A 21,910-nucleotide genomic window follows, 5' to 3' on the forward strand; every position below is an offset into this window, starting at 1 on the left:
TGTCGATTCTGACACGCTTGTTTTTTATTTGCTTACTTAGTAGTTGTGAACGGAATGCGTTTCAATACGGCTGATTTTTAAATCATTCATCGCGGTCTTTTGATAGCTGAATTCTACATCTAATTGGAGTTGTTTGAGTAAGGAGAGGGTTTTCATTTGTGGTTCAGATAAAGATCCAATTTGCTTGTAGATAATATCCTGTTTACTTTCAATTGAAGACAAGCGCTTATCAGTCAGTTGTTGTTTCTTTTTCACTTCTAACATTTCTGTATTGAGGGCATCGACATTCGACTTAAGTGTCCCAACATCTGACTTAATCACAGAGACGTCAGTTTTAATGCTTTTCATTTCGCTAAATATTTGTTGTAATAGAACGTCGCTCATTTTCATCCATTCACTCTTTTTATTAGCATGTATTTCAAGAACACTAAGTGCCATCCTAACGCTAAATCAATTCATTGATTTTATACCTAGAGGGGTATATAATACATATATAAACGAATGGAAGGGAGCTTTTTACATGTCTGAAAAAGCAACTGTATATGTATCATCTACTTGTCCGTATTGTACGATGATGACGAATTATCTAGACGAAATCCATGTACCTTACGAGACGATTAATGTTTCTACGAATCCGGCAGAGGGAGAGCGTCTGATGGAGTTAACGGGACAAATGGGCGTTCCACAAACGCAGTTGAATGGGAAATGGATTATTGGCTTTGACCCAGCAAGTATTCACGCTGCACTGGATGCATGAATAAATTCAAACAGATTGTATTCAAGCGAAGCTGTACAATTCAATCAGCCGAAAATATGGAAAAGAAGTTATTTCCGCGCTTTTGTATTGGCAACCTAGCGTTTATGGTGATGGGTGTAATCCTCGTCATTATAGAATGGACTCACTAATAGGAGGCACCAATTATGGGATGGATCATCATAGCACTTGTCGTCGGCTTAGTAGTTTGGCGAATGAAGCCTGCAAAAGGTGTGCAAACAATTTCAACTGAACAATTAAAAGATAGACTAAAAGATCAAAACGTCCAGTTGATCGATGTACGTTCACCTGCTGAATACAAAGGGCGCCATATACAGCAATTTAAGAATATCCCATTAAATGTGCTTTCGAATAAAATGGGAACATTGAAGAAAGACCAAGAAGTCATTGTCATCTGTCAAAGCGGCATGCGCAGTTCAAATGCGGCAACACAGCTGAAGAAGGCAGGGTTCGTGAATGTAACGAATGTACGCGGTGGAATGAGCGCGTGGCAAGGTTCATGATAGAAGAAGCGTTTCGAGGATCCTATCTCGAGACGCTTTTTTACTTGGTAATGAAATCGAGTTGATTCAGCAAAATCCAGTTGAGGGGAAAGCCAAGTCAGTACGTACGATTTTTCCGATAATACATAAGATATGATACACTAAGCTAAAGATAAAAAGAGGAGGGCTTTCCATGATACATGTTGGCCTGACAGGGTGGGGAGACCATCCAAGCCTATATAATGAGCATACAGTGGCGAATAAAAAACTTGTAGATTATAGTAAACACTTTCCAATCGTCGAGTTAGATTCGACGTTTTATGCGATTCAATCAAAGAAAGTAATGGATAAGTGGACAGAGGAAACGCCCGCTAATTTCCAATTCGTCGTGAAAGCGTATCAGGGCATTACAGGTCATCAGCGTGGGAAGATTCCCTATGATTCTGAAGAAGAGATGTTCTCGCTGTTTAAGCTGTCGCTAACGTCGTTTGTTGAGGCAGGAAAGCTTGCGATGGTACTGGTGCAGTTTCCGCCTTGGTTTGACTGCAAGAAAGAAAACGTGGATCGTATTCGCTATGTGCATGAACAATTACATCCATTACCGATAGCAGTGGAGTTCCGCAATCAAACGTGGTACTCTCCAGCATATCGAGAAAAAACACTCGATTTTCTGAAGAGCTTACACGTCATCCATGTGGTCTGTGATGAGCCGCAAGTAGGGGATGGAAGTGTGCCACTCGTCCCGGTTGCGACCGACGAGAAAGTGCTGTTACGACTCCATGGACGTAATGATAAAGGTTGGGTCAATACGATGGGAGATAGTAAAGCATGGCGAAAAGTCCGCTATCTTTATGATTATAATGATAAAGAGTTAGAGAGTATGAGTGACATCGTTACACATCTAGAGAAGCAGACAGAAGAAGTGTTTGTCATTTTTAATAATAACTCTGGACAGCATGCGGCGAAGAATGCCAAACAATTCGCGGGATTACTCAACATAGAATACGGTCAACCTCTCACTAAGCAAATGGATTTATTTGAGGGGGATCTCTAATGGAATTTGTAGCACTCGCCTTAATTGGTTTGGCATCCGGTATTATCGGTTCAATTGCCGGTCTTGGTGGCGGAACGATCTTGGTTCCGGTCACATTGTTTGTCGGATTAAATCTTGGAATGATTCCTGATATTACACCGCAAAGTGTGGTTGGCCTGTCGGTCATCATGATGATTGCGAATGGACTTGGCTCGACACTATCCTATATGAAGGTAAAGACAATTGATTATCGCAGTGCTTTTCTATTTTTTGCTGCGAGTATACCAGGTATCGTACTCGGTGCATTGGTCAATAAAAACGTAAGTTTGCAATCATTTAATTTATATTTTGGTATATTGCTCATTGTTTTATCTACACTGTTACTAACGAGGAAATATTTGAAGCCGATTAGGTGGTTTGTAGATAACGGAAAAAAGATCAAGTTTACTGATCCTCAAGGTAAAACGCATATCTATGGATATCCCATTTGGTTTGCCATTCTATTGGCGTTGTTCATTGGATTTACGTCAGGATTATTCGGAATCGGTGGCGGTACGATGATCGTTCCAGCCATGATTTTACTATTCTTGTTCCCACCACATGTGGCGGTCGCGACATCGATGCTCATGGTATTCTTATCAGCTATCGTCAACTCGATTTCGCATATTTCACTCGGTCATGTACCATGGCTTTATACGATTCCTGTTGTGCCGGGAGCCTATTTCGGTGGCATGCTAGGAGCCTATTTAAATAGCAAAATGAAGTCAGAAACAGTAGTTTTAGTCATACGCATCATTTTACTCATCTTTGGATTACGTTCCATTTATGAGGGGATTTGGGGTTGACATATATGAAGGAAACGGTAGCGACGATTCACATTTATCATACGAATGACGTCCATAGTCATTTCGAAAACTGGCCACAAATCCAGCACTTTCTTAAAGAGCGCAAGCAACAGGCTGAAGCCAATGGGGAGTTTTGTTTTCTATTTGATATTGGAGACCATATTGACAGATCTCATCCGTTTACCGAAGGAACAGAAGGTAAAGGAAATATAGAATTATTAAATAAAGCAGGATACGATGCCGTGACGATTGGCAATAATGAAGGTATCACTATGTCTAAGGGTGCGCTGAATACATTATATGAAGATGCGCACTTTGATGTAGTGCTGTGTAACTTGACTGAACTGGACGGTAAGGTGCCTTACTGGGCGAAGAAATCTAAAATATTTGAGACTACAGAAGGTGTGCGCATCGGTGTCATAGGTGCTACAGCTCCATACTACGCCTTTTATGAACAACTTGGCTGGAGTGTAGCTGAACCGCATGCAGCGTTGCAGGAAATGGCACGCAGCTTGCGTCCAGAATGCGATGTCATCGTGTGTCTCTCCCATTTAGGAATCAATGAAGATCGTCTATTGGCTTCGCAATGTTCGGAGATCGATGTCATTTTAGGGGCACACACGCATCATTTATTACCGAATGGTGAGTGGGTTGACGATACGCTACTTGCGGCAGCTGAAAAATTCGGTCACTATATCGGTCATGTCCAAGTCGATGTAGACCGCATAACGGGCCAAGTCGTTCATATGAAAGCAGAAGTTTTTCCAACACAGATGATGGAAATGTCGGAAGAGGATATTGAACAAGTGAATGGCTTATTTGCCAAAGGGGAAGAGACTCTTGAAGTACCGGTGTTTTATAATCCTTCTCCGTTATCACAGCGCCTTTCAGGAGAAAGTCCATTATCCTCGCTGTTTGGCCGTGCATTACTGACGTATCTGGATGCCGACTGTGCGTTGTTTAACGCAGGGATATTCCTCGGTAGTTTAGATAAAGGTTGGGTAACAAGAGGGGATTTACACTCTTTATTGCCACATCCTATCAACCCATGTCTTATCCATTTGGATGGTACTGATCTGCTGACAATCTACGAGCAGTCACTCGACCCAAAGTGGACGGAACTTCCAATAAAAGGTCTAGGTTTTCGTGGTACGCTAATGGGTAGCATGATACATGAGCACTTATACCGTAACACGAGCGGGCAATTATTTGCAGGAAACCGTTTGGTCGTGCCAGGTGAGATGTATAGGTTGGCAACACTTGATATGTTCACGTTTGGCTTTTTCTATCCATTACTAAAAGAGGCTAAAAAAGAATACATCATGCCAGAAATGCTTCGCGATATTCTCGGTTGGTATGGAAAAAAATATTTCAATGAACGCTAGTTATGTACGCCTCCTATTTCGCATAATGTGAAGTAGGAGGCGTATTTATGCGGTTTTATACGAATCAAAAACGGCCAAAGAAACATAACTATGGCAAAATCATACTGCGCTTTGTCATCCCGGGCATTTTGGTGGGAGTGGCGATGTTTTTCTATACGGTCAACAAACAGCTAACGCCAATATACACACAATATGCTGAAGTGCAGACGCAAAAAATAGCCAGTCATGTCATCAGTCAAGCCATTAATAATCGCACCACCAGTGTTTACGATGTCAATGAAATTATCGAAAACGTCCCCGATGATACAACAGATACGGTGACGACTAAGTTTAACGCAGAAATCATTAGCCAGGTTATGTCAGAAATTCATCAGCTCGTAGAAAATCATCTAGAGCGTGCAGAAGGCGGAGATTTGGATATGTTACCGCCACTCGGAGATCTCGAGTATAATCCAGATCGCATGGAAAAAGAACAAGGTATTGTGTTTTTTGTTCCAATTGGGCAAGCAGCGAATATTCCGTTGCTCGGTAACTTGGGGCCGAAAATCCCTATCCGCTTCCACGTCGTTGGAGATGTACATGCAACAGTAGAAACTGATATTCGTGAATTTGGTATCAATAATGCGTATGTGGAAGTGTATCTAATGTTACAAGTCAATGTACAGATTATTGTACCGCTAGCAACAAGTAGGAGTGTAGTAGAGCAGAAAATACCGATTGCGATTGGCTTGATAAGAGGAAAGGTACCTCAAATTTATTCGAAAGGAGAACAAACGCCAGCACAAATCGAAGTCCCGCTTGAGAAGACGGAGTAAAAGGCTATTGTGAACAATGTCGATTATTGCTACACTAGGAATAGAAGAATATCGAGACTTACGTAGAGGCTGCATTGTTTATAAGTAACTGGCGAGAGAGTGACATCTAGGACCGCGAGCGAAAGGAGGCAATGCCGAAGTTTGAGAAGGGTCAACTTCTCAAGTTGGGGTCATTTCGAAGAGGAATGACACTGTCATACAGCGATAAATGTATGGAGAGCTACAGTTGCCAATTGTACTGCGATTTATGAATGTATTGCTTGATCAATTGACTGGCCGACTCCTACACGTATGCTATTGCCTGTGGAGTTGGCTTTTTTTATCGGGAAATGAAGGAATTACAGGATAGTATCGGCTTTCCACTCTTCGAAAGATCTTCTGCATTTCGATTTCATCTAGCAACTAGAAAGAGGAGGAATTACAATGATCGGAACATGGGTCTCTATTTTACCTCCTATTATCGCCATCGTGATGGTGTTAGCAACAAGGAGAGTATTATTATCATTAGGAGCAGGAATTGTTACAGCAGCTTTACTTTTAGCGAACTTTGCTCCGTTCGAAACACTAAAAGGTGTATGGAGAGCCATGACAGTTTCGTTTTGGGATGGCGGGCTCAATACATACAATATATTTATTATGCTATTTCTATTATTACTAGGTGTCATTACGGCATTTGTCAGCCTATCTGGAGGAAGCGCTGCATTTGCACGCTGGGCTGTCACGCGTATCCGTACAAAACGTGGGGCAAAGCTGTTAACGATGGGGCTTGGAATTGCAATTTTTGTAGATGACTATTTCAATGCCTTGGCAGTTGGACAGATTGCAAGACCAATTACAGACCAGCACAAGATTTCTCGTGCGAAATTGGCGTATTTCATTGACTCTACATCGGCACCGATCTGTGTCGTGTCACCCATCTCTAGTTGGGGCGCATTCTTAATTGGACAACTTGCACTTATTTTAGGTACGACAGCAGCGGTGAGTTATTCACCATTAACTGCATTCATTATGATGGCACCGATGAACTTCTATGTCATTGCGACATTGTCGATGGTCTTTTTCTTCGCTTGGACGAATAATGACTTCTTCGAAATGAAGAAGCATGAAGATCGTGCAATGAATGAAGGGGAACTATTTGACCAATCTAAAGAAATACCAGGTCAGTTAAAAGAAGAATTCCCTGAGCATACGCACGGAAAAGTTCGCGATTTGGTTGCACCAATCGTGACGTTGATTGCGGTAACGCTTGGTATGATGATCTTCACAGGCTATAAAGAAGCAGGCGTTTTCGATATTTGGGCAATCTTTGAAAATACTGATGTACCATTTTCTTTGGTAATTGGTGGTACAACAGCTACATTGCTAGCTATGTTGTTATATATTTTACAAATGAAAAAGAACGAAACAGCAAGTGTTTCATGGATGGGCCGCGCATTTATTAGCGGAGTGAGAGCGATGATGCCTGCCATTCTCATCTTAATCTTTGCTTGGGGATTGACTGAACTAATCGCTTCCCTAGATACAGGATTATTCCTTTCTACTATGGTAGAGCAATTAAATATTCCAGTCACTTTCCTTCCAGTACTAATCTTCGTATTAGCAGGGTTAATGGCATTCTCGACAGGTACTTCATGGGGTTCTTTCGGTATCTTGATGCCGATTGCGGGTACTATCATGGTCAATGCGGCACCAGAATTATTATTACCAGCGTTGGCAGCGGTGCTTGCAGGTGCGGTATTCGGAGATCATTGTTCACCGATTTCTGATACGACCATTTTATCTTCTACTGGAGCAGGTTGTAACCATATGGATCACGTATCTACCCAGTTGCCTTATGCTCTTGTTGCGGCAAGTGTAGCAGCCCTTGGGTACATCGTTCTTGGGCTAACTGGTTCTGTCTGGATCGGTTTAGTAGCTGTTATTATTACCCTAATAGTTTTATTTACGTACTTGAACGCAAAAGGAAAGAAACGCACAGAACAAATAGCATAGTTTACCTTTTAGACTAAGAGTGATAATTACTTCATTCTTAGTCTAAATTTGTTTTGACATCTCTAATTGGGCTGTTTATACTAAATATACGGAACTAGAATTATCTGAATAAATCGAATGGTGAAAGTTTTGTAAAATAACAAAAAAAGAGGTGAGTTGTATGGAAAATCGTTCACAGTGGGGAACGAGAGCAGGTTTTATACTGGCTGCGGTCGGATCAGCTATAGGACTTGGAAATATTTGGCGCTTTCCTTATGTAGCCTATGAAAATGGCGGCGGCGCATTTTTTATCCCGTACTTATTTGCATTATTAACAGCTGGTATCCCGATTCTGATCATGGAATTCACAATTGGTCATAAATACCGTGGATCAGCACCTCTATCATTCTTCCGTTTAAACGGTAAGAAAGCAGAGTTCTTAGGATGGTGGGGGATTTTCGTTTCGTTCGTTATTTCCACCTACTATGCCGTGATCATTGCATGGGCAATGAAATACACGATCTATTCATTTAACTTATCTTGGGGGAAAGAACCTGAAGCGTTCTTCTTCGGTGATGTTCTGAAATTGGCCGATAATCCAGGAGATGTCGGGGGAATTGTAGGGGGCGTGGCATTGCCACTACTATTCGTCTGGGTTCTTTGTTATATCATTTTGATCGGTGGAGTAAAGAAAGGGATCGAATTAGCGAACAGAATATTTATTCCTATTCTATTCATACTCTTCTTATTCGTCGTCATCCGTGCCATCACACTAGATGGAGCTATGGTTGGACTGGATGCATTCTTTAAGCCAGATGTCGATAAATTACTGAACCCACGTGTATGGGTTGCAGCATATGGACATATCTTCTTCAGTTTATCGATCGCATTCGCTATCATGATTACGTATTCTAGTTATTTGCCAAAGAAGTCAGATATTACGAATAACGCATTTATCACAGGTTTTGCAAACTCTTCTGTTGAGTTATTAGCGGGTATCGGAGTATTTGCAGTACTAGGATTCATGGCAACGAATTCAGGGGTGGAAGTAGCAGACGTTGCGACAGCCGGTGTAGGTTTGGCCTTCGTCGTGTTCCCTGAAATTATCAATCAAATGCCAGGATTAAACGGCCTGTTCGGCGCATTCTTCTTCCTGTCACTGACACTTGCGGGTATTACTTCACTAATCTCAATTACTGAAACATATATCGCAGGTATGTCAGATAAATTCAATATTTCAAGACGTCGTTCAGTAACTATTGGCGTCGGGCTTTCAGCAGTGATTTCTTTGCTATACGCTACAAATGGAGGTTTATACTTCCTAGACGTAGCGGATTACTTCATTAACCAATTCGGTATCGCAGTCATCGGTTTAGTCGAAGTCGTCTTACTAGCTTGGGTATTCCGGAAACTCGGATTGTTCGAACAGCATGCCAACGCAGTATCGGATATTCGTCTTGGCTGGTGGTGGAAAGTATCGCTATCATTCATCACACCAGTAGTATTGGGTACGATGTTATTCTTCCTAATCAAAGACAATATCGCTGAAAATTACGAAGGATATCCAACGTCATTCTTATGGACAATTGGCTGGCCAGTTGCAATTGGTGCATTTGTTATGTCGATCGTATTCACATCGCTAAAATGGAGAGACAACACAAGAATTACATCAGACTATGATGAAGATAAAGGGGGGCTATAAATGGATACAGGAATGAGCGGCTCTGCAATCCTCATGATGCTACTCGGCGTGACGATCATCTGGGGCGGTCTATTTATTAGCATCTTTTACGCTACGATCCTCAGTAAATTCAGAAAGAAATTCAAAATCGAACAGTAAACGATTTACACCTGCAACCGGAAACTTGGTTGCAGGTGTATTTTTATTGTGAATATGCGTTTGGGAAAGTGTCCAGAGACATACGATTAAGAAAACCTTCACGACTGCAATGAAAATACAAAATCGGTCATCTTATTCCAAATTTCTACTCGCATACCTTATTGCTTGCAATGTGTGTCAACTATAATTGAAGGTTATCTGAATTTATGTTACATTGACATGAGTAGAATCTATCAACAGAATGGAGTCGGTAGCGTTGTCATGCAAACCTGAGACAGGAAGAAAATCTGAGCATATTAGAAAGCCAGATTGGCTGAAGATTAAGCTAAACACCAACGAGAATTATACAGGTTTAAAGAAATTAATGCGCGAGAAAAACTTGAATACCGTATGTGAAGAAGCACGTTGCCCAAATATTCATGAGTGTTGGGGAGAGCGTCGTACAGCTACCTTTATGATCTTAGGTGCTGTGTGTACACGTGCATGTCGTTTCTGTGCAGTCAAAACAGGTTTACCTAATGAACTAGATACCGCTGAGCCGGAACGCGTAGCGGAATCCGTTGAATTGATGAATTTGAAACATGCTGTTGTAACTGCTGTAGCACGCGATGACTTGAAAGATGGAGGATCGGCTATTTTCGCTGAAACTATTCGAGCGATACGTAGAAAAAATCCATTTACTTCTATTGAAGTGTTGCCTTCGGATATGGGTGGGGATATAGAGAACTTGCAACGTTTAATGGATGCAAAACCAGATATCTTGAACCATAATATAGAAACAGTACGCCGTCTCACTCCGAGGATTCGTGCGCGTGCAACATATGATCGTTCACTTGAGTTACTTCAACGTGCAAAAGATATGTATCCTGAGATCCCGACGAAGTCTTCATTAATGGTCGGACTTGGAGAAACAGTGGAAGAAATTATTGAAACAATGGATGACCTTCGTGCACACAACGTAGATATCATGACAATTGGTCAATACTTACAACCAACAAAAAAACACGCTAAAGTGGTAAAATATTATTCGCCCGATGAGTTTGGTGAATTGCGTAAGATCGCAATGACTAAAGGATTCTCTCATTGTGAGGCGGGGCCGCTTGTGCGTTCAAGCTACCACGCAGACGAGCAAGTTAATGCTTCGGCTAAAGAGAAACAGCGCCAAGGTGAAGAACTGCTAAAACTTGAAGGACAAGCGAGCAGTTAAATGGAAGTGAAGCAGAGAATGGTTATTTTAGAAAATATGCAATATGAGATTGCAGAAGAGTTTCGCGATGGGTTCGATGAAGAAGCCTTGAATGAACGCTTTAGCGAAGTACTGTTAAAGTATGATTTTATTTTGGGTGACTGGGGATATGGTCAATTACGATTAAAAGGCTTTTTCGAAGATCGTAATTCCAAATCCACATATGAAACAAAAATCAGTACCGTTCAAGATTATATTTATGAATACTGTAATTTTGGTTGTGCGTATTTCATCTTGAAAAAGATCGGAAAAGTAAAACCGGAACTAACGGAAGTGGAAGTTGTAGAGGAAGTACAACCTGAAACGGCATCTACACCAAAAGTGGAGCAATAAAAATGAAAGCTTCGAGCAAATTTGCTCGGAGCTTTCATTCGTTTTACAATAAATATGGTAAGATAGACGTATGAAGTATATGAGGAGGAAGAACATTATGTATTTTGTAGATCAAAATCAAATTAATAAAACGTTAGTGTATATGGAGCAGTTAATCGATATATTTGAAAAGGAAACGAACTGGCTACAAAGCGATGTAAATAAACTTGCTTTAGAGCGAATTGCACATGGCTTGATTGAAGGAATCATTGACGTAGGTAATTCTATGATTGACGGATTCATCATGCGTGATCCTGGAAGTTACGATGATATTATCGATATTCTTGAAGATGAAAAAGTCATTCAATCTGAACAAGCTATCCCATTAAAAGCATTCATTTCATTACGTCCAATGATTGTGCGCCAATTTGTGGAAGTCGATTCAGATAAAGTAGCACGATCTATCCGCGAGACACTTGATGAACTACAACAATTCCCAGGACAAGTTCGAGACTACTTGACGAATGAATTAGGTCCAGTTTCGGCGTTTCTTCCAACAGAATGATGAGACCATATAAAGCCTATTGCTTCGATTTGGACGGCACGATGTATCGCGGTAGTGAACCAATCCAAGAGGCTGTAGATTTTGTTGCAGCGTGCCAAGCACAGGGGAAGGGAACGTATTTCATTACGAATAATGCTGCTCTGACGCGTACTGCTCAACAGAAGAAACTCGCAGGTTTTGGTGTGAATACAGAAACCGACTTCATTATGAATTCGGCCACGACGCTGGCTCGGTATTGCAAACAGCATTATGAAGGTGCAAACGTCATGATGATTGGTGAAGAGGGATTACGTGAAGCACTGGAACTTGAAAACATCCACATCACGACGACGAATCCGGATGTCGTTTTAATGGGACTTGATCGTCAGATTACATACGATAAACTTGCGGATGCTTGTTTGGCGATACGTAACGGTGCTCATTTTTTAGGCACCAATCAAGACATCAAATTCCCGACTGAAAAGGGACTAGTACCAGCTAACGGTTCTTTCCTGACGTTGATGGAAGCAGCCACAGATACAAAGCCGCTCATTGTAGGAAAGCCAGAGCCGTATATGCTGGAGTTCATTCGCCAGCAAGGGATGTACGAGAAAGAAGATATGATTCTGATTGGCGATAATTACGATACGGATATTATGGCGGGGATTCGCTATGGTATAGATACGGCGTATGTCGCAACAGGGGTCACGCCTATGGATGAAGTACTGAAGAAGACGCAGCAACCCACTTATTTGCTGAATTCGCTTGCGGATTGGCTGAAGTAATATGGAGCTATCTAGGAAGCCGTGATGCTACGGCTTCTTAGATAGCTTTTTTTAATGTTATAAGATAGTTGTAAGGGAATAGGGCTGTTGGGATGGGGATTGACGCTTCGGAGGGGACGCGTGTTTTATGGGTTCGCGGTGAGCTGATCCTCTAGGAGTCGCCCTCCTACGCGCCAATCCTTGCAATGTAAGTGGATGATACTTTCTGTTGTGCTTTGAATAGGGGATTGTGAACAGTTTGTGCATTTGAACTTGAACATATTTAACTACAAAGATACGTAACACACTAACCACAGTAAATGATTTGAGAATCCTACTAAGGACGGCTTTTGCGAGTAAAAGAGAAACGTTAGGAGCATGTTCTTTCATAGATTGCCTTGAGTAAGCCAGTCCTCAGGAAAGCGTCTCCAGATGGGGCTTCAATCCTTTTGTACTCAGTGATTACCTTACTTCTGCAAATATAAACAGATTTCACTTTAATCCCATTCGAAAAAGGATGTCCTAAAAGCGTGGTAGCTTCTAAGACATCCTGTATAATTTATTTTATTAAAAAAGTGGATTATCTTCAATAAACTGATAAATTTCCTTTGTCAATTCATCGGCAGTATCCGCTTCGACAAGTTCACCATTCACAATTGCGTACAACGTATCACTACATTTCGTACAATAGCTCAAGCAGCCGTATTCCAGTACGTCGATGTTTGGATCACGTTCCAACGTTTCGAATACGGGGTAGGCACCATTTGCCAAATTACTCATACAAAACTCCACGATGGGATTCATCTTTCTCACCTCGCCTACTAGAAATGGTACTCTTTTTTTACAAAATCGTCAATGAACATGACATATTGTGAAAGTTATCACAAACTGCTATAATAACAAATGAGATGCACGAGAAAATTGACATAGAAGGAGAGCATTATGAGAAAATTACTTTTACTAGGTGCCGGCTATGGTAACATGAGAATTTTATTGCGTTTGCTAAATAAAGAATTACCAAGCGATATTGAAATTACACTTGTCGATAGAACCCTATTTCATAGTTTGAAAACAGAATTTTATGCACTGGCAGCAGGAACAGTTTCTGATTCCGATGTACGTGTAGCAATCCCTGTTCATGACCAATTGAAAGTGGTAGAAGGCGAGATTCAAGAAATTAAACTTGAAGAAAAAGAAGTGTTGTTGGCAGACGGTCAAGCACTTGCATATGACGAATTAGTCATCGGGCTAGGTAGTGAAGATAACTACCACAACGTACCTGGAGCGGCTGAACATACGCTAAGTATCCAAACAATCGGCAAATCCCGCAGGACGTATCAGACGTTACTAGGATTAGGTGATGGCGCAACAGTAGGAATCGTTGGTGCTGGGCTTAGCGGTATCGAATTAGCGAGTGAGTTACGTGAAAGTCGTCCAGATTTGAAAATCAAATTATTCGATCGTAGCCCGCGTATATTGCGTGACTTTCCTGAACGATTGAGTAACTTCGTAAAAGGTTGGTTTGATCAGAACGAAGTAGAAGTCGTTGCGAATTCCAACATTACTAAAGTTGGCGAACATATTCTATATAACCATGAAGATACAATTGATGTAGATGCAGTGGTTTGGACAGCTGGTATTAAACCAGGTAAGGTCGTGGATGATTTGGTCATTCAGAAAGACCGTTCAGGCCGTATCGTACTCAATCAATATCACCAAGTCCCTAATTACCGAAACGTGTATGTTGTCGGCGATATTGCTGCGCTTCCACACGCACCAAGCGCACAGTTGGCAGAAGTTCAAGGGGAGCAAATCGTTCAAGTATTGCGCTCGACTTGGAAAGGTGAGCCACTGATGCTTGAAATGCCAGAGCTAAAACTAAAAGGTTTCATGGGTTCATTAGGGAAGAAACAAGGGTTTGCGTACTTGGCGGATCGTACCGTTACAGGAAGAATCGCCCGTCTAATGAAATCCGGCTTGCTATGGATGTATAAATGGCATAATGGGTAATATACTATGTACAAGTCACTTCAATGAAGTGGCTTTTTTGGCTGTAATTTGTTTTGGTCTGGATACAAAAAAAACGGTCGGTTCAACATGTAACGACCGCTTAAGTGAATGTATTGTTCTCAATTAATCCATCAAATTATCAATTTATCCTGCGTGATAGCCATGCGTTTCTAAAGCATTGAAAACAGGCTTCAGTTGAATATGGCCTTCGCCAATCATTTCATCATTAATCATAACGAGTGGATAAAAATACTCGTCTTCACGAATTTTCTCGACGATTTCCTGCTGTCGTGATTCTTTTACTTCTTGCTCGATATCAATATACGTAATAGTAAACGGTTGTTCAGGGTACTTTCTGGATATTGCCGCTTGGAGCCATTCATACGTATCTTTGGAAGAAGGTGCATTGACACAACTTGCACAGATGATTTCTGCTCCATATACTTCAATTGTTACTGGGGATTGTGACATATTAATCAAACCTCCGATTCATTATTGGATTTTTTCTGCTTGGCAGTTTATAATAAGTATAAGGAAAGGAGAGTGTGATTACAATGACAACAGATATTAAATTATATGAGCCGGTAAAAGAAGTGCTAGATAAATTGCGCCCATTCCTCTTGCGAGACGGAGGGGACTGCGAACTAGTGGATATTGATGAAGGAATAGTGAAGTTGCGCCTTTTAGGAGCATGCGGAACTTGCCCTAGTTCGACGATTACATTAAAAGCTGGTATTGAACGTGCATTACTTGAAGAAGTACCAGGCGTAGTAGAAGTAGAACAGGTTTTTTAATTTCATTAAATAAAAAGCCGTGCAAATGAAGTATGATCTTCTTTGCACGGTTTTCATTATTCAGCTAGTTTTATGAGCAGTTTGTTCATCACGGATTTCTTGCCATCGATCTTTAGCCATCTGGATGATGGTAGGTTCAGTCGATCTTTTTTGCGTTTCAATTACACGTGAGAAGTTTCGAATGGCTTCTGCACGGTCCTGGATGCGCCAGGATAACTCGGCAATAATATATTGCACACGGGTTTCGGACATTTGTGTTCCGATATAATCACCCTCAGAAAATGCTCTTATGTACAGATCACGAGAGATTTCTAGATAACGCATTTCTTTCTGACGGTTTTCATCATTACGGTAAATCCAAGCTATACGCAACATCATCCCAGCCATCGTTAAATGCTTTTCTTTTTTAAAGTGGGCATTTAAATACGCTAATTTATAGGCTTCAACTGCTTGCTCTTTCGTCCGTACACCACCAAATGAGCGACTATGCCATTTGGCCGTTATATTTTTGGCGATCAACTCTTTTGTGCTTGGCGCAAAATACGGTGCGAAATCATCAGTGAATGCAAAACCGCAATGCGGACAAACCGCAACATTATAAAAAATAGGATTAACTTCCTTGTCTATATAAATAGGTCTAAAATCGCTATCATGGTCAATTACACTTACTTGGCGAGAACGAATTTTAGTAGTAGGGAAAGGCTCTTTACACAGTAAACATTGCATCTTTTTCTCGTAATAGGGGCTGATTTCCACTAGTATCATTCCTTTCTTTCCTGAGTCTTATTATACATTAAAATAGACCTAGTAGGGGGACTATTTGTTTGCATTGTGATGAAAGAGATTGATATGATAAAAAGAAAACGTGGAAAGTGAGTGATATTAATGACGAATACAGTAGAGATTACAGAAGCAGCAGCATTTCACGTGAAGAAAATGATGACGAATAACGAGGAAGAAGGATCTTTCTTGCGCGTTTCCGTTAATGGCGGAGGTTGCAGCGGATTAACATACGGTCTTGGTTTTGCCCAAGTAAAAGAAGATGATGATATTTCTTATACAGCTCATGGAGTTCCTGTAGTTGTGAAAGAAGAGGATGCAGCTATTCTCGTAGGTACAAAAGTGGATTATAAAGAGTCGTTAATGGGTGGCGGATTCACGATCGACAATCCAAATGCGATTGCGAATTGTGGTTGTGGTACTTCATTTAGAACAGCTAAAAAAGCTGGCGCTCCTGCAGATTGTGATTGAATTTAAACATCTAAGTCGAGCAGGATTTGATGAAATTATAGAAAAGGCAAATTACTAGTCTAAATTGATTATTCGCACAATAATAATTCTGTTGAAATGCGTGCTCAAAAGGTCTACTATTAGTAATGAAAGTAAGATTCTATTCATATCAAACTAAATGCCGGCACTGCAAAACCAAGTAAGACTGATTTTACACGTACTCGGCGTTTAAGAAACTAAAAGGTGGTTCGATTTACGTGAAAAGACCAACAATCTTAGTATTGGGTGCAGGTTACGGCGGTTTGATGACTGTTGTAAATTTACAAAAGTCATTAGGTGCAGATGAAGCAGATATCGTGCTGATTAACAAAAATGACTATCACTATGAATCTACTTGGTTGCATGAAGCGGCAGCTGGAACATTATCCCCAGAACAAGTTCGCTATGATATTTCAAGTGTAATCAATAGTAATAAAGTAAAGTTCATCGAAGCAGAAGTTACGGGCATCGATGTTGCGACTAAAAATGTAAAAACGAATCTCGGTTCACACACATATGATTACCTAGTAATCGGCCTTGGTTTCGAAGGGGAAACTTTTGGAATCCCAGGTTTGGACAAGTACGCATTGTCGATTGCCAATGTGAATGCAGCTCGTCAAATTCGTGATCACATGGAATATCAATTCGCTACATGGTCTACTGAAGAAGTAAAAGACGATAGCCGTTTGACTATCATTGTAGGTGGAGCAGGTTTCACAGGAATTGAGTATCTAGGTGAACTAGGAAACCGTGTACCTGAATTATGTAAGGAATATGATGTGCCAGCCAAAAAGGTTCGCATTCTATGTGTAGAAGCAGCGCCAATGGTATTGCCTGGTTTCGATCCGGAACTTGTGGAATACGCAGTGCGTCAATTGGGCACTAAAGGTGTAGAATTCTCTATCGGTACACCGGTTGTAGAAGCAACTCCTGAAGGTGTGAAGATTAAAAAAGGCGAAGATGAGTTTGAATTCATCAAAGCGGGTACGGTGGTATGGGCTGCCGGTGTTCGCGGTAACCACTTGATCGAAGAATCAGGTATAGAAAACATGCGTGCCCGTGTTAAAGTTGAAAAAGATATGCGTGCGCCAGGATACGACGATGTATTTGTAGTAGGTGACTGTGCATTGATGATCAACGAAGCAATCAATCGTCCATACCCACCCACTGCACAAATTGCTATGCAACAAGGTGAGATGATTGCTAACAATATCATTGCGTTGATGAAAGGAAACCCAACTAGAGAATTCGTACCCGATTTAAAAGGTAGCGTTTGTTCTTTAGGCGATTCTGATGCAATTGGTGTAGTATTCGATAAAAAAGTGACAGGTACGAAAGCGTCATTCATGAAGAAAATGATCGATAATCGTGCACTATTCATGATCGGTGGTCTTGGACTAACGATTAAAAAAGGTAAATTTAACGTTCTAAAATGATTTATAAAAAAGCACTCGCTCTTGTGAGTGCTTTTTATGTGCAACAAAATAGACAACAAGTCAACCGTGAAAGCCGTCGAAGTAGAGGAAATCGTCTGTCAGATTTTAAGAATTCATGACATCTGAAAAGAACGTTCTGTGTATACTGTCTCATTCTATTGAAAGCCGTCGCATCATCCTGTAAAATGTGGAAGTGATGAACTGGAGGTTAGCAAGCATGCAAACTATATCCATAGCACAAGTAATGCTATCGATCTTGATATTTATTGTTATGTTTTTCGGTATCGGCTTTTTATTAAATATGCTGTTACGTATGACGTGGCTTATGGCTATTATTTATCCGATTATCGTGATTTTTATTATTGATGATGTGCCGATGTATCAGTACTTTACAAAGCCTGGCTTTGCTTTTAGTGAGCTAGGAGCGAATCTTATGTCGCTTCATGCTGTCGATATCGTGATTTTGGCGAGTGGTATGGTCGGAGCGATTATCGCAGGTTTCGTAATGAAGGTTTTACGCAAGATGGGCTATCAGATGTTCTGATACGTGTTGACATGAAAAAACGGAGCTGGACAGGAAGTCGTAAATTACGACATCTTGTGACAGTTCCGTTTTTTTTGCTTTTTACTATTACGTGAAAGGTTGGGGAGGTATTGGCACTGTTGTCCTACGTGCCAAACCCGTTCACCTAGATTGTTCTACCATTCTTAGTGATCCGGGAAAGATTCTCTCACACCTGCGAGAGCCATACGCAAGCGTCGTAGTAGGTTTGATAACGTTATAATATAACCGTATACGTAAGGATCGAGATGAGAATACCTGTTAAAGCTCCAAAGAATACTTCGTTTGGTTTGTGGCCGAGGAGGGTTTTAAGTTCCTGAATTTTAGCGTCGTTGTCTTTCTTTGGCCAATCCTTTAAATCGCTGACGAACATTTGGAAGTCGGAACGCATTTGGTTGATGATTAAGGCTTGTTGTCCGGCTTGGTAGCGAATGCCGGTTGCGTCGAACATGACAATGACCGCGAATATGGCGGATATGGCGAATAATGGTGAATCCAGTCCAGCTTCGAATGCGATGGAAGTTGTAAGCGCAGTGACTGCTGCTGAGTGAGAACTGGGCATGCCACCTGTGGAAGTCATGAGTCCGAAATCGAGTTTACGTGTTAATAAAAAATGAATAGGAATTTTCACAAATTGGGCAAAAAAGATGGCGAATAGCGCTGCGAGGAGCGGTATGTTTTCAAAAATAGCCAAGAGATTCCACTCCTTTATTGTCAGTAGTTTTGCACTCAGTATAACATAATCTGGATCTACTCGTTATGTAACCAACAATTATTTGTAGTTGGAAGTGCTAATCTGACTAGTCTATACTAGTATGGGGAACGCGTAAAGAAAAGGGGAGGAACAACACATGATAAACGTAGACACAGCATCCGCAATTGATCAGAAAGAAGTAGAAGTACTTATTGTAGGAATACCAGATCATCCAGAGAACGTAGAAGGCTTTGATACGTTCGTTAAATCTTTCCATCCTTCATTACCAGATTGGATCAAATCACACGACGTTCAACAGAAGTTCAAGGCGATTACTAAAATGCCTGCGTTATCAACGCAAAGTTACGACCGTGTGTACTTTGTCGGCGTAGGCAATCAGAAGCGGCTGACAGAACAGCCATTGCGCGAATTATTCGCTGAGGTAGGTAAACAACTACACAAAGACCGTATACGCTCTGTAGGGGTCTGGACAGCGCCGTTCTGTAATGAAGAGATTGATAGTGAGGACGTTGCGTTCTTGGCCTCTGAGGGTATCGGAATGGGCTCCTATACGTATGAGGGATTCCAGACTTCATCCAATGAAGTGGATGTCCCACTAACTACTGTTACATTCTTCGCGCCAGGAGATGAAGAAAGTATCATTGCTGCAGGAGAGGTCGGCATGATCTCTGCATATGCAGTGAACGAAGCTAGGACGCTAGTCAATGTACCACCTAACTTATTGACGCCAACTAAGATGGCGGAGTACGCACGAGAATTAGCGGAAAGCTATGACTTGGAAATTGATATTCTTGGTAAAGCAGAAATGGAAGAGCTTGGTATGGGAGCAATTCTTGCGGTCAATCAAGGTTCAGTAGAAGAACCGAAACTCATTGTGCTGAAGTACCAAGCGACCGAACAGTGGGAAGATGTCGTCGGTCTAGTCGGTAAAGGGATCACGTATGACACAGGTGGCTATTCATTGAAGCCTAAAGACGGTATGGTCGGAATGAAAGGGGATATGGGTGGCGCAGCGGCTGTTCTCGGTGCTATGGCAATCATAGGGGAGTCACGACCGAAGAAAAATGTTCTTGCAGTCATTGCTTCATCCGATAACATGATTTCCGGTGAAGCATTCAAGCCGGACGATGTCATCACATCATTAAGCGGTAAGACGATAGAAGTGTTGAATACAGATGCAGAAGGACGTTTAGTACTGGCTGATGCAGTGACCTATGCGAAGCAAGCGGGCGCTGAGTATTTGATTGATGTGGCCACGCTAACAGGTGGTGTCATTGTGGCGCTCGGAAATGATAAAACAGGTGCACTAACGAATAATGACGCATTCTATAATAAATTCCAGGAAGCCGCGGATGAAACAGGGGAATTCATTTGGCAAATGCCGTTAACTGAAAGCGATCGTAAACGGATTCGAAAAAGTGATGTCGCAGATTTAAACAACTCACCGGGACGAGATGGCCATATGATCTTCGGAGGCGGCTTCGTCGGAGAGTTTGTCGGAGATACACCGTGGATTCATTTAGATATTGCCGGTACGTCTGACGCGGCTAGTCCACATGTGCTCGGCCCTAAAGGTGCAACTGGCGTGATGGTCCGTACATTGGCGACCTTCGTAGAGCGCTTGGCGGCTGAATCAGAAGAACAAGAATAATTCGAGATAGGCGCTTTCCCCACTCCTTCTTTCCGGTCTGTCATAGGATAAAGGGAAAGGGGGAGCTTGGATGACAAGAAATTATAGAGGTGGATACGGTGGACGTGGTCATGGTCACCATGGTGGCGGTTATGGAGGTGGCTTTGGTGGCTTCGGCGGATTCGGAGGACCTTTCTTAGGTGGATTAGTGGGCGGATTTTTAGGTAATGCAATTTCTCCAGGTTACGGCTACGGTGGTGGATACTACCCACCTTACTACAACAGCTATCCATACTATCCACAACCGTATTATCCATATTACCCGTACTATTAAAAAAACACGCCGTGATGACTATTCGTCATCCGGCGTGTTTTTATCTGATTCTTTACGTTGTTCTTTGACAGCTTCTTTTAGATCATCCCCAACCGTTAATTCGGTAGGCTGTACACCCGACATATAAGCAGCACGTGTCATTAAATGACCGCCAATCGGAGAAGTGATGAACAAGAAGACGATACCGAGCAACAGCGCCACACTGAAATGGCCTTCATTCCACCAAAAGTGAAGGAATACACCAAGCAGTAAACTCATAACCCCTAGCGTAGCGCTCTTTGAAGCAGCGTGTGCCCGTGTGTAGACATCCGGAAGCCGCAAGATACCAATGACTGTGACGATCGTGAAAATGATCCCCACCGTAACGAGTAACACAATAATAATGTCAGCGATTAGGTCCACGTTCGATGATCTCTCCTCTCTCAATGAATTTGGAGAAGGACACTGTGCCGATAAACGACATAATGGCGATCAATAGAATCGCATCGATGAAGAACGGTGTATCGAACAAGATGGAAAGCAGCGCGATTGCTGATATGAGCATGACGCCAATCGCATCGAGCGCGACTAGACGATCCGGCACGGAAGGACCCTTCCATACACGATATAGTAATCCGAGCATAGACAGGATGACTAGCACGAGACAGACGGAATAAAACAAGTTCATCCTCGGCTCACCTCCATAATGGCTTTCTCGAATGTGTTTTTTATAGAATCGATTGCTTCATCCACGTCGTCTACATCAATCGCATGGATATACAAAGTTCGCTGATCATCTGATACATGAACGACGACCGTACCAGGCGTTAACGTAATTAAACTAGATAACAATGTGATTTCCCAATCTTTTTCAAGTTCAGTTGGCATAGCGAAGAACATCGGCTGCATAGTCGACAGATCCGGTTTGATCACTAGTAGCAACACGGAAATATTCGACAAGATGAGCTCTTTTAGGAAAATCGCTGTTAATTTTACTGCAGACCAGATTCGCCATATGTACAAGCGTCCACTGAAATAGCGGCGTGTCATGATGATCATCAACAGCCCGATAAGATATCCTATGATGAACGTAGAAGGTGTCAATGAACTTGACATGAACATCCAAACGACTGCAATGAAGAAATTTAATAGTATCTGAAAAGCCATTG

The 21,910-nt window shown here is 41.7% G+C and carries 28 protein-coding genes and 1 riboswitch; of the genes, 20 read left to right on the plus strand and 8 right to left on the minus strand.

The window, feature by feature from the left end; translation table 11 throughout:
• Positions 1–36: 36 nt before the first annotated feature.
• Positions 37–390, minus strand: coding sequence for a hypothetical protein (locus CSV68_RS09180; RefSeq protein ID WP_099634520.1), 354 nt, complete (start codon positions 388–390; stop codon positions 37–39).
• Between the two features lie 130 nt (positions 391–520).
• On the opposite strand from CSV68_RS09180, the gene CSV68_RS09185 reads away from it, so the two are divergent.
• The 13 genes from CSV68_RS09185 (at position 521) to CSV68_RS09240 (ending at position 12,033) form a co-directional block, all read left to right on the plus strand.
• Positions 521–757: a glutaredoxin family protein gene (locus CSV68_RS09185; protein ID WP_099630793.1), complete on the plus strand. Its 237-nt coding sequence runs from the start codon at positions 521–523 to the stop codon at positions 755–757.
• Between the two features lie 164 nt (positions 758–921).
• The gene (locus tag CSV68_RS09190; RefSeq protein WP_199175022.1) at positions 922–1,278 is read left to right on the plus strand and encodes a rhodanese-like domain-containing protein; all 357 of its coding nucleotides are present in this window, start codon (positions 922–924) and stop codon (positions 1,276–1,278) included.
• A gap of 172 nt (positions 1,279–1,450) precedes the next feature.
• Entirely contained in the window at positions 1,451–2,311 is an 861-nt protein-coding gene (locus CSV68_RS09195; protein WP_099661978.1) for a DUF72 domain-containing protein, read from the plus strand.
• Complete coding sequence (locus tag CSV68_RS09200) at positions 2,311–3,135, plus strand: sulfite exporter TauE/SafE family protein (protein WP_099634517.1); 825 nt, start codon at positions 2,311–2,313, stop codon at positions 3,133–3,135. Before CSV68_RS09195 ends, CSV68_RS09200 begins: the two co-directional genes overlap by 1 nt.
• A gap of 5 nt (positions 3,136–3,140) precedes the next feature.
• Positions 3,141–4,520: a bifunctional metallophosphatase/5'-nucleotidase gene (locus tag CSV68_RS09205; RefSeq protein ID WP_199168514.1), complete on the plus strand. Its 1,380-nt coding sequence runs from the start codon at positions 3,141–3,143 to the stop codon at positions 4,518–4,520.
• A gap of 47 nt (positions 4,521–4,567) precedes the next feature.
• Complete coding sequence (gene yunB / locus CSV68_RS09210) at positions 4,568–5,335, plus strand: sporulation protein YunB (protein ID WP_099634515.1); 768 nt, start codon at positions 4,568–4,570, stop codon at positions 5,333–5,335.
• 55 nt (positions 5,336–5,390) lie between these two features.
• A riboswitch (Lysine riboswitch) is annotated at positions 5,391–5,566 on the plus strand.
• 192 nt (positions 5,567–5,758) lie between these two features.
• Positions 5,759–7,327: a Na+/H+ antiporter NhaC family protein gene (locus tag CSV68_RS09215; RefSeq protein ID WP_099634514.1), complete on the plus strand. Its 1,569-nt coding sequence runs from the start codon at positions 5,759–5,761 to the stop codon at positions 7,325–7,327.
• A gap of 160 nt (positions 7,328–7,487) precedes the next feature.
• Positions 7,488–9,008, plus strand: a complete 1,521-nt coding sequence (locus CSV68_RS09220) for a sodium-dependent transporter (protein ID WP_099661979.1) — start codon at positions 7,488–7,490, stop codon at positions 9,006–9,008.
• Positions 9,009–9,146, plus strand: coding sequence for a methionine/alanine import family NSS transporter small subunit (locus CSV68_RS17065; protein ID WP_233190445.1), 138 nt, complete (start codon positions 9,009–9,011; stop codon positions 9,144–9,146).
• Between the two features lie 241 nt (positions 9,147–9,387).
• Positions 9,388–10,353: a lipoyl synthase gene (gene lipA, locus CSV68_RS09225; RefSeq protein WP_099634512.1), complete on the plus strand. Its 966-nt coding sequence runs from the start codon at positions 9,388–9,390 to the stop codon at positions 10,351–10,353.
• 18 nt (positions 10,354–10,371) lie between these two features.
• On the plus strand, positions 10,372–10,725 hold the full coding sequence (locus CSV68_RS09230) for a YutD family protein (protein ID WP_233190444.1): 354 nt from the start codon (positions 10,372–10,374) through the stop codon (positions 10,723–10,725).
• A 97-nt stretch (positions 10,726–10,822) separates the two neighbouring features.
• Complete coding sequence (locus CSV68_RS09235) at positions 10,823–11,269, plus strand: DUF86 domain-containing protein (RefSeq protein ID WP_099634510.1); 447 nt, start codon at positions 10,823–10,825, stop codon at positions 11,267–11,269.
• Positions 11,266–12,033, plus strand: coding sequence for a TIGR01457 family HAD-type hydrolase (locus CSV68_RS09240; protein ID WP_368665178.1), 768 nt, complete (start codon positions 11,266–11,268; stop codon positions 12,031–12,033). Before CSV68_RS09235 ends, CSV68_RS09240 begins: the two co-directional genes overlap by 4 nt.
• A 546-nt stretch (positions 12,034–12,579) precedes the next feature.
• On the opposite strand, the gene CSV68_RS09245 is transcribed toward CSV68_RS09240, so the two are convergent.
• On the minus strand, positions 12,580–12,816 hold the full coding sequence (locus CSV68_RS09245; protein ID WP_083032962.1) for a YuzB family protein: 237 nt from the start codon (positions 12,814–12,816) through the stop codon (positions 12,580–12,582).
• Between the two features lie 138 nt (positions 12,817–12,954).
• On the opposite strand from CSV68_RS09245, the gene CSV68_RS09250 reads away from it, so the two are divergent.
• Positions 12,955–14,022, plus strand: coding sequence for an NAD(P)/FAD-dependent oxidoreductase (locus CSV68_RS09250; protein WP_099634509.1), 1,068 nt, complete (start codon positions 12,955–12,957; stop codon positions 14,020–14,022).
• Positions 14,023–14,166: 144 nt separating this feature from the next.
• Here the strand turns inward: CSV68_RS09250 and CSV68_RS09255 are convergent, their stop codons facing one another.
• The gene (locus CSV68_RS09255) at positions 14,167–14,493 is read right to left on the minus strand and encodes a YuzD family protein (protein WP_099634508.1); all 327 of its coding nucleotides are present in this window, start codon (positions 14,491–14,493) and stop codon (positions 14,167–14,169) included.
• 83 nt (positions 14,494–14,576) lie between these two features.
• Between CSV68_RS09255 and CSV68_RS09260 the strand changes: the two genes are divergently transcribed.
• Positions 14,577–14,816 carry a NifU family protein gene (locus CSV68_RS09260; protein ID WP_085131439.1) on the plus strand — a complete coding sequence of 80 codons (240 nt, stop codon included), beginning with the start codon at positions 14,577–14,579 and terminating at the stop codon, positions 14,814–14,816.
• A 60-nt stretch (positions 14,817–14,876) separates the two neighbouring features.
• On the opposite strand, the gene CSV68_RS09265 is transcribed toward CSV68_RS09260, so the two are convergent.
• Positions 14,877–15,581 (minus strand): DUF2225 domain-containing protein, encoded by a 705-nt coding sequence (locus CSV68_RS09265; protein ID WP_199175023.1) that lies wholly within the window; start codon positions 15,579–15,581, stop codon positions 14,877–14,879.
• Positions 15,582–15,701: 120 nt separating this feature from the next.
• Between CSV68_RS09265 and CSV68_RS09270 the strand changes: the two genes are divergently transcribed.
• The 3 genes from CSV68_RS09270 (at position 15,702) to CSV68_RS09280 (ending at position 18,065) form a co-directional block, all read left to right on the plus strand.
• Entirely contained in the window at positions 15,702–16,067 is a 366-nt protein-coding gene (locus CSV68_RS09270) for a HesB/IscA family protein (protein ID WP_099634507.1), read from the plus strand.
• Between the two features lie 236 nt (positions 16,068–16,303).
• A complete protein-coding gene (locus CSV68_RS09275) occupies positions 16,304–17,521 on the plus strand; it encodes an NAD(P)/FAD-dependent oxidoreductase (RefSeq protein ID WP_099634506.1) in 1,218 nt (405 codons plus the stop codon).
• Positions 17,522–17,738: 217 nt separating this feature from the next.
• Positions 17,739–18,065 carry a YuiB family protein gene (locus tag CSV68_RS09280; RefSeq protein ID WP_099634505.1) on the plus strand — a complete coding sequence of 109 codons (327 nt, stop codon included), beginning with the start codon at positions 17,739–17,741 and terminating at the stop codon, positions 18,063–18,065.
• A 235-nt stretch (positions 18,066–18,300) separates the two neighbouring features.
• Here CSV68_RS09280 and CSV68_RS09285 read toward each other — a convergent pair whose 3' ends face one another.
• Positions 18,301–18,777, minus strand: a complete 477-nt coding sequence (locus CSV68_RS09285; RefSeq protein ID WP_099634504.1) for a divergent PAP2 family protein — start codon at positions 18,775–18,777, stop codon at positions 18,301–18,303.
• Positions 18,778–18,934: 157 nt separating this feature from the next.
• Here CSV68_RS09285 and CSV68_RS09290 point away from each other — a divergent pair, with 157 nt between their 5' ends.
• Positions 18,935–20,449 carry a leucyl aminopeptidase gene (locus CSV68_RS09290; protein WP_099661980.1) on the plus strand — a complete coding sequence of 505 codons (1,515 nt, stop codon included), beginning with the start codon at positions 18,935–18,937 and terminating at the stop codon, positions 20,447–20,449.
• 70 nt (positions 20,450–20,519) lie between these two features.
• Complete coding sequence (locus tag CSV68_RS09295) at positions 20,520–20,762, plus strand: hypothetical protein (protein ID WP_099634502.1); 243 nt, start codon at positions 20,520–20,522, stop codon at positions 20,760–20,762.
• Positions 20,763–20,780: 18 nt separating this feature from the next.
• On the opposite strand, the gene mnhG is transcribed toward CSV68_RS09295, so the two are convergent.
• The 3 genes from mnhG to CSV68_RS09310 are packed head-to-tail and all read right to left on the minus strand — an operon-like array spanning position 20,781 to position 21,908.
• Positions 20,781–21,164 (minus strand): monovalent cation/H(+) antiporter subunit G, encoded by a 384-nt coding sequence (mnhG, locus tag CSV68_RS09300; protein ID WP_099634501.1) that lies wholly within the window; start codon positions 21,162–21,164, stop codon positions 20,781–20,783.
• Complete coding sequence (locus CSV68_RS09305) at positions 21,148–21,429, minus strand: Na(+)/H(+) antiporter subunit F1 (RefSeq protein WP_099634500.1); 282 nt, start codon at positions 21,427–21,429, stop codon at positions 21,148–21,150. Before CSV68_RS09305 ends, mnhG begins: the two co-directional genes overlap by 17 nt.
• Entirely contained in the window at positions 21,426–21,908 is a 483-nt protein-coding gene (locus CSV68_RS09310; RefSeq protein ID WP_099634499.1) for a Na+/H+ antiporter subunit E, read from the minus strand. The genes CSV68_RS09305 and CSV68_RS09310 overlap by 4 nt, the downstream gene beginning before the upstream one ends.
• Between the last annotated feature and the right edge of the window lie 2 nt (positions 21,909–21,910).

This window comes from Sporosarcina sp. P29 (assembly GCF_002743265.1).
Taxonomy (GTDB): Bacteria; Bacillota; Bacilli; order Bacillales_A; family Planococcaceae; genus Sporosarcina.